Here is a 13,611-nt window from a genome sequence, read left to right as displayed (position 1 = left end):
TTAGTTTTTTAGAATCTGAATTGAAGATTAACAAAATAAGATCTACCCTGATTATACCAATACTTTGGAGCGAATACCATATTTCCGCTGTCGTAATCATTCGCATAATCAATATAGTTAACGTTTCTGGTCTGCTCAAATCCTCCTGTAATATAATTTCTGTTATTAAGGATGTTATTAACCGATGCAGACACCAATACATAATACTTACCTATTATCCAGGACTTCCCTGCATTAACATTGAAGAAGAATGCTGAAGGAAGCTTTGTAGGCGTAAGAACTCTTGCAAGTTCTTCATCATTTACCTGATCATAAGGAACTCCAGGTGTGTTAGGATTGGTATAGAATCTTGCGGTTCTGGTTACCGGAGATGGATCCAAGAATGAATGCCCGAAATAGTTCCATGTTGCTCCTACCCACCAGTATTTAGGACTGCTGTAACGAAGACCTAAAGTATATGCCTCCTGAGGAGTTCCGCCCTGTCTGTAATTTTTAAGCGTTGCTTCGCCCATATTGGTATAAGATCTTGAAACGATATTTCCGTTCCCGTCAAGCTCTCTGAACGTTCCAACAGCATCAGATGCAAAATAAACGGTAGGATTATTAGTATAAGTATACTGTCCTAAGCTTAATAAACCACTTGCCGTTAAAGTAGGCGTCACTTTTACCTGTGCACCCAGTTCAATCCCCATATTTCTCTTATTGGCTCCTGCCAGTACCTGCGTAATGAAAGCACCATCCTGAACCGGAGCCTGATCACCACTCTCAGTAAGGTTTGTCAGTTTAACTCCCTGTGCGAAATATCGTTGTACACTTGTTTCGTTTTGGGTGTTAACAAGATAACCGGTCAGTCTAAGTTTAACAATCGGAGTAGAGATTACATAGCTCAGGTCGTTGGCATCAACAACAACATTTTTGATACCAGGAGTGGTAACACCACTTACTCTTGTATTAAAGTAAATATCATTCAGGAAAGGAGACTGCGAGAAGTAAGCTCCGTTATAAACCAGGAAGTTTCTTCCATTGATTTTATAAGTAACCTGACCTTTAACGCCTGCATTCCAGAAGTTCTGATCTGCACCTTTACCATAAGAAGACTCATACAGATAGTGTTGGAACAATCCTTCTCTGCTGTTTGTCGTGTAACCGAATAATCCCGAGATGAAAACATCAAATTTTCCTGTGGAGAATTTGAAAGCGGGGTTTATTTTGAATTCCTGTCTTCTGAAAATATAGCTGTACCCGATTTTATCACCCTCTCTTTTGGCAACATCAGTATCGCTTTCTCTTGTATTGAATTTTCCCCAGACACTTCCTGCAGTGGTGTTGGATGCAAACGGGTCCATATTCAGGGCAAAATCAGCACCCAAAAGATCATTTACTTCTCTATACTGTTCAGATCTGTAATTCTGATAAGATAAATTTAAAATAAAACGGGAAGTATCGGTGAAGTTATAAGTATAGTGGGTAGACACATTCCATACTTTATCGTCTTTCACATCATCTACAAGATAATAAGCAGCTCTTCTTCCGCCCAATAATGCATTGTATTCTACATTTCGGTTGGCATTATAAAGATTATCCCAGTTGATCTGTGTGTGTGACTGGTCATCATTGGTCCACCAGTCTCTTGTGATTCCGATGTTGGCAGCCTGCTCAGGAGACGGATTTGTATAGTTTAACCAATAACTTGGTAGATTACGGTAATACGTTGGAGACGGGTTATTGGCTCTGTACCAGTCCAGTCTTGAGCTGTATTCTTTCCCAAATTGGTAAGAAACAGACGTCCATAACTGAGAGTTTTTATTGATTTTCCAGAAATCCTGCAATTGAATCATCGGCTGGAAACCTCTTTTCACTCTTTCATTTCTTTTATCTCCGTTTTGCCATCCCCAATACGAGTTGTAATGAACACCTCTGAAGTCGTATACTTCCTGGGTACTTGGACTTGAAGAGCTTCTTGCATATTTGGACCCAATGGCATTTAAAGTCATGGTATGGCTATCACTGAATTTTTTTTCAATACCAAGATATCCACTGTATGCATCATAAGCAGTACCATCCTGGATCCCTTCCTGTGCCCATCTTCTGGCAATCATTCCGGTAAATGCCCATCCGTTCTTGTTCATTCCGGAAGAGAATCTGTAAGATAGTCTGTTCCTGTAATTTCTGTTGGTCAGAGAGTATGTCAACTGACTTCCTTTTCTGTATTCGCTGGCTTTTGTATTCTTATAAAAAACTCCGGTAGTTCCTCCGAAAGCATATTCTGAAGGGGCATGATTAGCTGCAATTTCCGGGTAACGGGTAATTTCGTTCAATCCTCCCCAAGTGCTGAAGTCTACATCTCCATTATCTGCAGCGGCCATAGAAACTCCATTGATCATATTTTCACCTGTTCTGCTGTCAATTCCTCTTGGACGGAACCAGTAGGGACCTAAATCAAAACTTGCCATTCTGTTGAAAACATCCTGAGATGACTGTAATAGCCCCACAGTTGCAGTCTGCTGTGCACCACCGCTATCGCTTTCCCCAGAATCTTCTATGATAGCCAACCCCTGATCTGCACCATTTAATGCAGAATAAAGAGTAATTACTCCAAGATCTTTTCTTTTCTCATCACTGGTTACGTCAAATTCAAAAATTTTAGTTTCAAAATTGGGTTTTGTAACCATAATCTGATAATGTCCGGGCATCAAATCCGTAAATTGGAAATATCCGATTTTGTCTGCCTTTGCATCATTTCCTGCTCCTTTTAAATCTACACTTGCCTGCTCAACGGGCTTGCCTTCCGCATCCTTAAGATACGCAAACACTGTTGTCTGCGCATAATAATATGACGCAGGCAGCAAGGTAAATAAAGAGATCAATGATAATTTTTTAATCATGAGTATATTTATTTTTTTAATACTTTTATTGTTAATTTTCAACAGTTTAAAAGTTGGGGGCACAAATTTAAACAAATTTTGCAATCCAGAACTTTTTTAACGTATTTTTTTCTTAACATTGCAATCTTTTAAGAATCATTATAAAAGAGAGATTCGAATTACTGCTTTTAAATTTACAAATATTTAAAACGCAGTGAGTTAAAAAAAAGTAAATTTGTAATAATAGAATAATAAAACTCCAAAGAGATGAAGAGATTTTCAAGTCTGTTTGCCCTGTTTATTTCGATCGTGGCATTCTCCCAACAACAAGGAAAACTGAGAAAAGTAGCAACCGTAGGTTTCTTAAATGTAGAAAACCTTTGGGATACTATTCGTTCAGCAGATTATATAGACGGAACCAAGGATATTAAGAATCCGGCATTCCACAGAAGTATTCCTATGGATTCTATTAAGTTTCTTGAAGCTGAAAAATATGACGGGCCATGGAGTGACGGGGCTTTAATTGGTAAAAAAGTAGTAAGAGAACAAGGGGGTTCTGAAGAATTTACCCCAAAAAGCCCAAAGAATTACGGAAGTAAAATTTATAAAGCAAAACTGGCTAACGAAGCTAAGGTAATTTCTGAAATGGGAGCTCAGTATACCAAAACAGCTCCGGCAGTAGTAGGCTTGATTGAGGTTGAAAACAGACAGGTAATCCAGGATCTTGTGAATGAACCTGCCTTAAAAAAATATGATTACGGAATTATACACTACAATTCTTATGATTACCGAGGAATCGACGTAGCACTGATCTATCAGAAAAGAAGATTCACCCCTACCAATTCATTAAAAAAAGAACTGGTTATTTACGGTGACAACGGAAGAAGAGAATATACAAGAGATATCCTTGTGGTAACAGGATTTTTAGATAATGAAAAAGTAGCATTTTTCATGAACCACTGGCCTTCAAGAAGAGGTGGTGAAGCCATTTCTCTACCTAAAAGAAATGCAGCTGCAGCCTTATTAAAACAACAAATGGACAGTGTAAGAGCTGCAGACCCAACGACGAAGCTTTTCGCAATGGGTGACTTTAATGATGACCCTGTAAGCCCAAGTTTAAAAAACCACCTGAAAGCTCAGGCGAATCCAAAAGACTTAAGCGAGGAAACACCTTATCTTAATCTGATGTATCCTTTATATAAGAAAGGAGTTGCTTCTCTGGCTTATCAGGACGCTCCTAACCTTTTTGACCAGATTATTGTTTCTAAAAATGTAATTTCAGATCAGGTGAATAAAGAATATTCTGTGTATAAAACAGAAATCTTTGCCCCGGCTTATCTCGTTAATAAAGAAGGAAATTATAAAGGATATCCTTTCAGATCCTGGAATGGAGACCAGTTCACAGGAGGCTACAGTGATCACTTCCCGGCATTTGTAGTTCTTCAGAAAGAACCATAAAAAATTTAGGCACTCTTATTGGAGTGCTTTTTTTATATAAAATATTTGTGTCATGAAAAATATTATTTTATTAGTAATGATTGCATTGGTACCTTTCAGCTGCTTTTCTCAGGAAACGCCGAAGAAAGATAAAGAGCAGCATGAAATGAAGCCTTCTAAAAATGAAGACGGAGAATGGGACCTTACCGTTATAGATACCCAATTTGATTATTTTATAAATGCTGTTGCCAAACCGATCAGCCAGTACTCAGAATCTTATCTCAAGACAAAAAATACTTTTTTGGTCAACGAATGGAACAGTTATTATAATTCCGGCAGATACAGAAATATTATAGAATCGGGGATAGATTATGATCCCAAGGAAAATTACGGGATCAAGTTTGAATATAAATTATACCAGGTTTTTGTCTATGTAAACTGGAAGTATAAGCTAAGATTAAATGGATTATCCGGAAGTGATGCGATAAGGTAAATTTTAAAGCATAGTCAATAAAAAAGGTTCAGAGTAATTCTGAACCTTTTCATTTTTATAATAGCTGAAAATTATTTATTGAATAATTCTTCTACTTTATCCCAGTTTACTACATCGAAGAATGCAGAAACATAGTCTGGTCTTCTGTTTTGGTAGTTTAAGTAATAAGCGTGCTCCCAAACATCTAATCCTAAAACAGGAGTTCCTTTAACGTCTGCTACAGGCATTAACGGGTTGTCCTGGTTTGGCGTAGAAGAAACAGATACGGAACCGTCAGCATTTTTTACCAACCAAGCCCATCCTGAACCGAATCTTGTTTTAGCAGCTTCAGAAAAATCAGTTTTGAATTTATCAAAACCTCCGTAGTTTTCAATAGCAGCTTTTACATTTCCTACCGGTTCTTTGCTTCCTCCGGGAGTTAAAATTTCCCAGAATAAAGAATGGTTGAAGTGACCTCCTCCGTTATTTCTTACAGCTGGTTTATCAGTTCCTGTCTGGCAGATTTCTTCAATAGTTTTTCCTGCTAGTTCAGTTCCTTCAATTGCTTTATTTAAATTGTCAATATATGCCTGGTGGTGTTTTGTATGGTGGATTTCCATAGTTCTTGCATCGATCGTTGGCTCTAATGCATCGTATGCATATCCTAGTTTTGGTAATTCAAATGACATAATCTTTATTTTTAATGTTATAATTCAAAATTAGCCAATATTTAAGGGATTATCAAGGATTCTGGATTACTTTAATAAATCTTTAACATTGATATATTGATTTAGAATGAATTAAGTTTTATTTTTTTATGTAATATCAACAAAAAGCACGAACCTGATGATCCGTGCTTTCTATTTAACAATAATTAAATTAATTTATTTATTCATTGACATCAGGAATTCCTCATTATTAAGAGTTCCTTTGATGTTTTTATCTACAAATTCCATCGCTTCCACAGGGTTCATCTCAGAAAGATATTTTCTAAGAATCCACATTCTCTGTGAAGTTACTTCATCAAGAAGAAGATCATCTCTACGGGTACTTGATGCTACAAGATCAATAGCAGGATAAATTCTTCTGTTGGCAATTTTTCTGTCTAGCTGAAGTTCCATGTTACCTGTACCTTTGAATTCTTCAAAGATTACTTCATCCATCTTGGATCCTGTATCAATCAATGCTGTTGCAATGATTGTAAGAGATCCTCCACCTTCAATCTTTCTTGCAGCTCCGAAGAATCTTTTCGGCTTGTGAAGTGCATTGGCATCTACCCCACCGGAAAGTACTTTTCCAGATGCCGGAGTTACCGTGTTATATGCTCTTGCCAATCTGGTGATAGAATCCAGCAAGATGACTACATCATGTCCGCATTCTACCATTCTTTGTGCTTTTGCAAGAACAAGATTGGCTACTTTTACATGTTTTTCAGCAGCTTCATCAAATGTAGAAGCAATTACTTCTGCATTCACACTTCTTTCCATGTCAGTAACCTCCTCCGGACGTTCATCAATCAGAAGAACCATCATGTATACTTCCGGGTGGTTGGCTGCAATAGAATTAGCAATATCTTTAAGCAGCATCGTCTTACCTGTTTTAGGCTGTGCAACGATCATTGCTCTCTGTCCTTTTCCGATAGGTGCAAATAAATCTACAATTCGTGTGGACACTGTAGAACCGCTTCCAGCGAGATTAAATTTCTCTTCAGGGAAAAGCGGGGTAAGATATTCAAAAGCAACACGGTCTTTGATAAATGCAAGATCACGTCCGTTAACTTCTGTAGGTCTTAATAATGAAAAGTATTTCTCACCTTCTTTCGGAAGTCTTACAATTCCTTTTACTGTATCTCCTGTTTTCAAACCGAAATTTCTGATCTGAGCTGTAGAAACATACACATCATCAGGAGAAGAGATATAGCTGAAATCTGAAGAACGTAAAAATCCGTAGTTATCCGGTAAGATTTCCAAAACCCCTTCAATGCTTACCAATCCATCGAAATTGAATTCTTTTTTATGGTCATTCTGCTCCTCAGCCTTTTCAGAATGTCTGTTTTGATTCTGATTTTGGTTTTGGTGCTGCTGATGTTGCTGGTTTTGGTTTTTATGTTGGTTTCCACCGTTCTGTGGATGGTTGTGTCCTTTTTGAGGTCTGTTAGCCTGTGGTTGTTGAGGATTGTTAGGCCTTTCTTCAGCCTGGGCAGGCTCTTGAGGTTCTGTGTTTTTTGGAGTTTCAGTTCTTTCCTGAGATACTTCTGCGTTTGTGGCATTGGTTGAAACTCTTTTTCTTTTCTTTTTGGCCTGAGCGCCTGCTGCGGTTTCTTCTGTTACCGTGGCTGCTGTGGTTTCCACTTTGGGTTCTTCCGGTTTAATTTCTTCAGGAGCAGCTACCTTTTCTTCTACTATTTCCTCTGTTTTAGGTTCTACCGGAGCTTTTGCATTTGCTTTTGGCTTGGCTGCTGTTTTTTTAGGGGCAGCTTTTTTTGCCGGGGCTTTGGCAGGTTTTTCTGCTGGAGCCTCTTCAGTATTTATACTGGCGGTTTCGGTGGCGTTGAAATAATCTTTTGCGACTTTAGGGTTAGAAGCCTGAAAGTCAAGAATAGCAAAGATCTTGTCATTTTCATTGCTGTTTCTTGCAACTTTAACGCCCAAATCTTTCAAGATTTTAGTCAGTTCCGTTACGGATTTTGACCTTAACGTTTCTATGTTAAACATATTTAATGTAAAAATGTAATTAATTGTGAGTAAGAAAAGTAAGTCCGGTGACTTTTGTTTTCAAGTACATTGTATAATGCAAATCTACACTTATTTTTGAATTGTGCAAAATTTATATTATTTTTGCCAAGAATTTAATATTCAATGCTACAGAGAATACAAACCATATGGACCTTATTAGCAGTTTTAGCTGCGGTTTTCCTTTTTATAACAGGACAGGATGTTGTCATTTCAGACAGTATTCCTTTACTTAATATAGGCTGTATCGTACTTGTTGTTATCGGAGCATTAAGTATTTTCAGTTTCAAAAACAGAAAAAGACAAATTTTGCTGAATACCATCAGCATCATTATAAACGCTTTGTTGATTGGTGTATTGGCGTACTGGTTACTAAACTTATCCGGAGGAATTCAAATTCCTGAGAAGGGTATTGAGCCGATTTTCCCATTGATTGCGGTAATCTGTTTGTTCATAGCAAACATTTATATCCGTAAAGATGAGAGGCTCGTAAAATCTGTAGACAGACTTCGATAGCCTTACAACGATTTTTTGAGTGAGAACAGCTTCTTTTAAGGAGCTGTTTTTTATTTGTCGTACACTCTTAATTTATTTTATGTAAATTCATTGCAACTTTTGAGTTAAAAATACGACAGATCCTATAACTTTAATAAAAGACAATGAAAAAGCTAACGTATCTTACTTTATCACTATTCTCCATATTCACTTTTGCTCAGGAGGTTTCCAAAGAAAGAGTAAAGACAGTTCTTTCCACTCTCGCTTCAGATGAAATGAAAGGCCGTGAAATCGGAACCCTGGAAAATGAAAATGCAGCCAATTACATCGCTGCACTTTTCAAAGAAAATAATCTGGAATACTGTACCGGAAAATCTTATCTGGTACCTTTTGATTACAATGGAAAGACCGTATACAATGTCTGTGGAATTAAAAAAGGAAAATCTGATCAGTACCTTGGTTTTTCAGGACATTTTGATCATATCGGAACCAGTGATAAAAGCGGAGATAATATTTATAACGGAGCAGATGATGATGCCAGCGGAATCACGACTCTGGTAGGTATCGCCGATTATTTTAAAAACAAAAAACCGGAATTCTCTATGGTGTTCATGGCATTTAATGGAGAAGAGAAAGGAATGCTGGGTTCAAGAGCGATTTCCACTGATAAGAATCTGGATCATATTTATAATAAAATGACAGCTCTTTTTAATTTCGAAATGGTTGCTACGGAATCTCAGTGGGGAAAAAATGCATTATATATGACGGGAGACGGATTCTCTGACCTTGATGAACTTTTCAATCAAAATGCAGTAAACGGATTAAAAATTAATGCTGACCCTTATGCAAAACAGCAGCTGTTTTACCGTTCAGATAATGTAAGCTTTGTCAAAAAGAAAATCATTGCCCATTCATTTTCTACTGTTGATATGACCAAAGCGTCTCATTATCACCATGAAAATGATGACATCAACGTTGTCGATTTTGATAATATGACTCAGATCATCAATAATTTGGGAAAAACACTGGATAAACTGAGTCCTAAAAATTTTGCTCCTAAATACAATGATCAGGTGAAATTTTAAGTGAAATCATTATAAAAAACTGCTCTTTCAGCAGTTTTTTTTATTAAACAGCAACACCTTACGATTTCCTGTTCTTAAGCCAAGTTCAGGTTTATTTAAGCAAAAAAATAATGCTTAATAGTGCTGAGTTGTAACAAAAAGACACTTTTTGAAACTTATCCGGTAAAGTAAAACAGGATTAAGAACGTCTTATCTTTTAATTTTACGTAATTTTGCTATCCAATTTTTTCATTGAATGAACCAATATATTAAAATACTAAAGTTCGCAAGACCTCACCAAAAATACATCTACGGAAGTTTGTTTTTCAATCTTATGTATTCTGTATTTCAGATTGCTTCCTTAGGAACTATTCTACCTGTTTTGGGAATGCTTTTCGGAACCATTGAGGCTAAAAAATACAGCCATCCCCCTGTGTATTCGGGAGAAATTTTAGATTTTTTCTCCTACGCAAAAGAATATGCCAATTACTATGTTCAGAGTTTAGTAACCCAGTATGGAGCACTTAACGTTTTGGCGTGGCTTTGCGTGGTAACAGCGTTTATGTTTTTACTGAGAAACCTTTTCAGATATTTAGGTTCATTTTTATTGATCAATTACCGTGTAGGGGTTACTAAAGACCTTCGTGGAGCAATGTACAGAAAGATTCTTGCTTTACCTGTTTCCTTTTTTACAGAAAGCAGAAAGGGAGATCTGATGTCCCGTATGTCCAATGATGTGGGTGAAGTTGAAGGGAATATTTTAGGAAGTTTAGTTGAATTAATCAATGCACCTTTCATGCTGATCAGTACATTGGTGACTCTTTTCTTTTTAAGTACAGAAATGACTCTTTTCTCACTTCTGGTATTACCGGTAATGGGAACTATGATTGCTTTAATTGGAAAAAGTCTGAAAAAAGACTCCCACGAAGCGCAGAATGAAATGGGGAATATCTTCTCAATTGTAGACGAAACATTGAAATCTACAAAGGTTATTAAAATTTTTAGTGCAGAAAAAATAATGGACAACCGTTTTATGCAGTCTATGCAGAGATGGATTAACAGTTCTATAAGTCTGGGAAGAAAAAAAGAATTAGCATCTCCGATGAGCGAATTTTTAGGTTCAGTAACATTCTTAATTATTGCTTGGTATGGGGGAAAACAAATCATTGTAGAACAAAGTATTTCACCTGCAGATTTTTTGGTTTTCCTGGGTATTTTCTTCCAGATTTTACCTCCTGTGAAAAGTTTATCTCAATCTATTTCGAATGTTCAGAAGGGTGAAGCTTCTCTTGAAAGAGTTTTAGCTATTCTTGATGCTGATGTGAAAATTGACGAAGTACCCAATCCTGTTTCTATCTCAACATTAAAGCATTCTATCGAATTTAATAATATTGGTTTTTATTACGATAAAGATCATACGATTCTTAAAAACTTCTCCCTTTCTATTCCAAAAGGGAAAACGGTTGCTCTTGTTGGGCAAAGTGGAAGTGGTAAAACAACGATTGCCAATTTATTAGCAAGATTTTATGATGTTTCGGAAGGAGAAATTCTGATTGACGGAACAGATATCAAACATTTAAAACTACAGGAATACCGTAAGCTATTGGGAATGGTAACCCAGGAATCTGTATTATTCAATGATTCCGTTTACAATAATATTCTGATGGGTAAACCTGATGCCACCAGAGAAGAAGTGATTGCAGCCGCTAAAATTGCCAATGCAGATGCATTTATCACCACACTTCCTGAAGGATATGATTCCAATATCGGAGATGACGGAGGTAAACTTTCCGGAGGTCAGAAACAAAGGGTTTCTATTGCCAGAGCGGTATTGAAGAACCCACCGATCATGATTCTTGATGAAGCAACTTCAGCTTTGGATACAGAATCCGAAAGATTCGTACAGGATGCACTGGAGAAGATGATGGAAAACAGAACTTCTTTAGTGATTGCCCACCGTCTTTCAACCATTCAGAAAGCAGACTGGATTGTAGTGATGGAAAAAGGTGATATCGTAGAACAGGGAACCCACCACGACCTGATTGCAAAAAGAGGAATGTATCACAAACTTGTCGAACTTCAAAACTTCGACTAATCTTATAACTGAATTACAATGAATCCTATACAAGAGTATTTCTACAGAATCGAAGAGCCTGAAAGAAGTACTCTTTTATTTTTGCGTGATACGATCTTAGCTTCAGATCCGGAAAATATTACAGAAACATTCAGTTTCGGGCTTCCGTTTATCAAATACAAAAAGAAAATGCTGTGCTATTTCTATTACAGCAAAAAATACAAAAAGCACTACCTGAGTTTTTATCATGGTGACCGGCTTGATTATCCTGAATTGATCCAGGACGGCAGAAAGAAGTTTAAAATCCTTCTTATTGATACGGAGGAGGATATTCCCGTAGAATTCATATTAAACCTTGTACAGGAAGTTAAAAGACATATAAAATAAAAAACTCCGGCATGAATAATCGTGCCGGAGTCATCTTTAAAAACCTTTTATCATTGTGTGTTTATTCCGTTGAATTCTGCCTGCTTAATTGCCCAGGCAATCATATTCGCAAAGAGGATTGAATTCTGAACCTGCATTCCTCCTGTTGTATAGCCGTTTCCTGCGTATCCGTAAGAAGACTTCTGAACCGGGAAATACCCTCCTGAACTTGGGGCAACAAAAGGCTCAATGGTATTACTTGGATACTGGTTCCCGTTAGCATTTTCATTACTTAAAAAGCCACCGTCACCAAACCATATAAAGTTCAGGCTGGTATTTCTTAATCCTGAAATTCCTGTTCTGGCAGTGGTGCTGTTGATAGGCTGCGCATAGCTGTAAGGAACAAATCCGCTTGTCAACCCCGAAATATTTACTGTGGTAGAAGCATCTTCACCCCAGTTTTTCCCTCTTACATCTCCAAAAGGTCCGTTAAGGATGGGATCATCAGAATTGGTAAGAGCATACACTGAACCTGCACCGCCTCCATAAGATGCTGAAATGGTAGGATCAGAGAATATCCCTCTGAATAAATTCTGTGCAGTGCCCGTATCATCTGTCATCGCAATGACAACTCCTTTTTTATTAAGATAGGAAGCAATATAACCTGCATCTGTAGCATTAGGTGTATAGTTGTATCCAATGACAACAATATCCGGCTTATTATTAAGAGCCGTCTGAAGAGCTGCTGAAGAAGGTGAGTTCCCTAAAGAAGTATGTGTAAAACCTTCATACTTAACAATACTGGAAGCAGTGGTACCAAAGTTTGTTGGAGAATCCATCAGACTTCTTGACGGACCGGTATAGGCGCTATACCCGTAAGCTGTTTCTAATCCGATATGGAGAACCGTTTTTTTAGGAATGACAACCACTACATTCACAGAACATGTTGTAGATACCCCACCCTGGCTGTCGGAAGTAATGGTAATTGTTTTCACCGATGTAGAAGTTGGAGTTCCTGTTCCGCTTAATGTAATATTCTGATTTCCCGTAGAAGTAAATGTGCCTGATCCGCTGAAAGAAATTCCGTCAACAGTATTAGTGGAAACAGTATAACTTCCCAATGTTGAAACATTTACAGGTAAGGTAATTGTATTCGAAGCAGTAAGAGCAGTTCCCACCTTGTATACTCCATTTACCGTTGCAGTTCCACAGCTCATGGTATAGGTACCTGCAGGACTCAGAACAGCAATCGAAATCGCAGGGGTACAAGTTACTTCAGTTCCGTTGGCCTCAAGAGCAACATTATCTGTCTGAATATTCTGAGGAGTTCCCTGTCCCGGAATTTGTATTGTTTGTGTTCCGGTGTTTAGAAATACTCCGGTTCCATAAAAATTATATCCGTTTGTGGTTGTTCCGGAAATGGTATAATTACCGGGTTTAGTCACATTCACGGCAATCTTCAGGTAATTGGAATTGGTAAGTTCTTTCCCTTTTACATAGCTTCCCATTGCTTTGGAAGCGGAACAGTCTATGGTAAAAACAGATTTACCTAGCTGTCCGCACACACTTTTCCATTCTTTATCCACAAAACTCCAGTAATTGAAACAGTCTTCTGTGGTGTTGTAAATCGTCAAGCCATCATCATTGGATTGATTGATTACAATTGCGTTTCGCTGCGCTTCTGTTAACCTTGGAATAAGTACTCCTTTGTTGTTATTTCCTGAAATAACATCCAAAACGGAATTAGAGTTCGGCGTAGTAGTATTAATCCCTACTGCACCATTGTTGGTTTGAGAAAAAGATCTTCCAAAAACAAAGAGCATTGCTATGAGCAGGACTTTGATTGGGGGCATTGTAAATTTTGTTTCCATCATTGTATAAGTTATAATTGTTTGATAATAATAATCCGGGCATTTAACTTCCACAAAATTATCAACCACAGACGATTACAAAATAATTCCTTGCTACGCAATACTACTCACGCGTAGTAAAACTCACAAATGCCAATGACTTATCCTGATAAAAAATACAAATAAAAAGTTGAGCTTTTTAACAAAACCCAACCATACATTCAAATATCAAAAGCAAAACAACTTAAAAGAACCAT

Annotated in this window: 10 protein-coding genes; 6 read left to right on the top strand and 4 right to left on the bottom strand. The window is 37.4% G+C overall.

All coding sequences use genetic code 11. The features are described 5' to 3' along the window. Positions 1-8 precede the first annotated feature (8 nt). Positions 9-2,885, bottom strand: a complete 2,877-nt coding sequence (locus tag ACLI50_RS15865; RefSeq protein WP_411414199.1) for a carboxypeptidase regulatory-like domain-containing protein — start codon at positions 2,883-2,885, stop codon at positions 9-11. A gap of 246 nt (positions 2,886-3,131) precedes the next feature. On the opposite strand from ACLI50_RS15865, the gene ACLI50_RS15860 reads away from it, so the two are divergent. Further along, positions 3,132-4,322 carry an endonuclease/exonuclease/phosphatase family protein gene (locus ACLI50_RS15860; protein WP_411414198.1) on the top strand — a complete coding sequence of 397 codons (1,191 nt, stop codon included), beginning with the start codon at positions 3,132-3,134 and terminating at the stop codon, positions 4,320-4,322. Between the two features lie 52 nt (positions 4,323-4,374). Further along, positions 4,375-4,794: a DUF6146 family protein gene (locus ACLI50_RS15855; protein WP_202841755.1), complete on the top strand. Its 420-nt coding sequence runs from the start codon at positions 4,375-4,377 to the stop codon at positions 4,792-4,794. Positions 4,795-4,865: 71 nt separating this feature from the next. Here ACLI50_RS15855 and ACLI50_RS15850 read toward each other — a convergent pair whose 3' ends face one another. Together ACLI50_RS15850 and rho are read right to left on the bottom strand one after the other, a co-directional pair. Next, positions 4,866-5,462 carry a superoxide dismutase gene (locus tag ACLI50_RS15850; RefSeq protein ID WP_131437230.1) on the bottom strand — a complete coding sequence of 199 codons (597 nt, stop codon included), beginning with the start codon at positions 5,460-5,462 and terminating at the stop codon, positions 4,866-4,868. 195 nt (positions 5,463-5,657) lie between these two features. Continuing rightward, the gene (gene rho, locus ACLI50_RS15845) at positions 5,658-7,487 is read right to left on the bottom strand and encodes a transcription termination factor Rho (protein ID WP_411414197.1); all 1,830 of its coding nucleotides are present in this window, start codon (positions 7,485-7,487) and stop codon (positions 5,658-5,660) included. 144 nt (positions 7,488-7,631) lie between these two features. On the opposite strand from rho, the gene ACLI50_RS15840 reads away from it, so the two are divergent. The 4 genes from ACLI50_RS15840 (at position 7,632) to ACLI50_RS15825 (ending at position 11,525) form a co-directional block, all read left to right on the top strand. After that, positions 7,632-8,021 carry a DUF4293 family protein gene (locus ACLI50_RS15840; RefSeq protein ID WP_202841757.1) on the top strand — a complete coding sequence of 130 codons (390 nt, stop codon included), beginning with the start codon at positions 7,632-7,634 and terminating at the stop codon, positions 8,019-8,021. A gap of 143 nt (positions 8,022-8,164) precedes the next feature. After that, a complete protein-coding gene (locus ACLI50_RS15835; protein ID WP_202841763.1) occupies positions 8,165-9,085 on the top strand; it encodes a M28 family peptidase in 921 nt (306 codons plus the stop codon). Positions 9,086-9,320: 235 nt separating this feature from the next. Further along, the gene (locus tag ACLI50_RS15830) at positions 9,321-11,159 is read left to right on the top strand and encodes an ABC transporter ATP-binding protein (RefSeq protein WP_202841765.1); all 1,839 of its coding nucleotides are present in this window, start codon (positions 9,321-9,323) and stop codon (positions 11,157-11,159) included. Positions 11,160-11,177: 18 nt separating this feature from the next. After that, positions 11,178-11,525 carry a DUF1801 domain-containing protein gene (locus ACLI50_RS15825; protein WP_137904420.1) on the top strand — a complete coding sequence of 116 codons (348 nt, stop codon included), beginning with the start codon at positions 11,178-11,180 and terminating at the stop codon, positions 11,523-11,525. A 50-nt stretch (positions 11,526-11,575) separates the two neighbouring features. Here the strand turns inward: ACLI50_RS15825 and ACLI50_RS15820 are convergent, their stop codons facing one another. Further along, positions 11,576-13,357 carry a phage tail-like protein gene (locus ACLI50_RS15820; RefSeq protein WP_411414196.1) on the bottom strand — a complete coding sequence of 594 codons (1,782 nt, stop codon included), beginning with the start codon at positions 13,355-13,357 and terminating at the stop codon, positions 11,576-11,578. Between the last annotated feature and the right edge of the window lie 254 nt (positions 13,358-13,611).

Origin of the sequence: Chryseobacterium cupriresistens, from assembly GCF_046614675.1 — a bacterium.
Taxonomy (GTDB): Bacteria; Bacteroidota; Bacteroidia; order Flavobacteriales; family Weeksellaceae; genus Chryseobacterium; species Chryseobacterium cupriresistens.
This window is presented reverse-complemented; position numbering and strand designations above follow the sequence as displayed.

Excerpts from the sequence above, each read along its gene's own strand:
- ACLI50_RS15865 (WP_411414199.1), bottom strand. The coding sequence starts at position 2,885 with ATGATTAAAAAATTATCATTGATCTCTTTATTTACCTTGCTGCCTGCG.
- ACLI50_RS15860 (WP_411414198.1), top strand. The coding sequence starts at position 3,132 with ATGAAGAGATTTTCAAGTCTGTTTGCCCTGTTTATTTCGATCGTGGCA.
- ACLI50_RS15855 (WP_202841755.1), top strand. The coding sequence starts at position 4,375 with ATGAAAAATATTATTTTATTAGTAATGATTGCATTGGTACCTTTCAGC.
- ACLI50_RS15850 (WP_131437230.1), bottom strand. The coding sequence starts at position 5,462 with ATGTCATTTGAATTACCAAAACTAGGATATGCATACGATGCATTAGAG.
- rho (WP_411414197.1), bottom strand. The coding sequence starts at position 7,487 with ATGTTTAACATAGAAACGTTAAGGTCAAAATCCGTAACGGAACTGACT.
- ACLI50_RS15840 (WP_202841757.1), top strand. The coding sequence starts at position 7,632 with ATGCTACAGAGAATACAAACCATATGGACCTTATTAGCAGTTTTAGCT.
- ACLI50_RS15835 (WP_202841763.1), top strand. The coding sequence starts at position 8,165 with ATGAAAAAGCTAACGTATCTTACTTTATCACTATTCTCCATATTCACT.
- ACLI50_RS15830 (WP_202841765.1), top strand. The coding sequence starts at position 9,321 with ATGAACCAATATATTAAAATACTAAAGTTCGCAAGACCTCACCAAAAA.
- ACLI50_RS15825 (WP_137904420.1), top strand. The coding sequence starts at position 11,178 with ATGAATCCTATACAAGAGTATTTCTACAGAATCGAAGAGCCTGAAAGA.
- ACLI50_RS15820 (WP_411414196.1), bottom strand. The coding sequence starts at position 13,357 with ATGCCCCCAATCAAAGTCCTGCTCATAGCAATGCTCTTTGTTTTTGGA.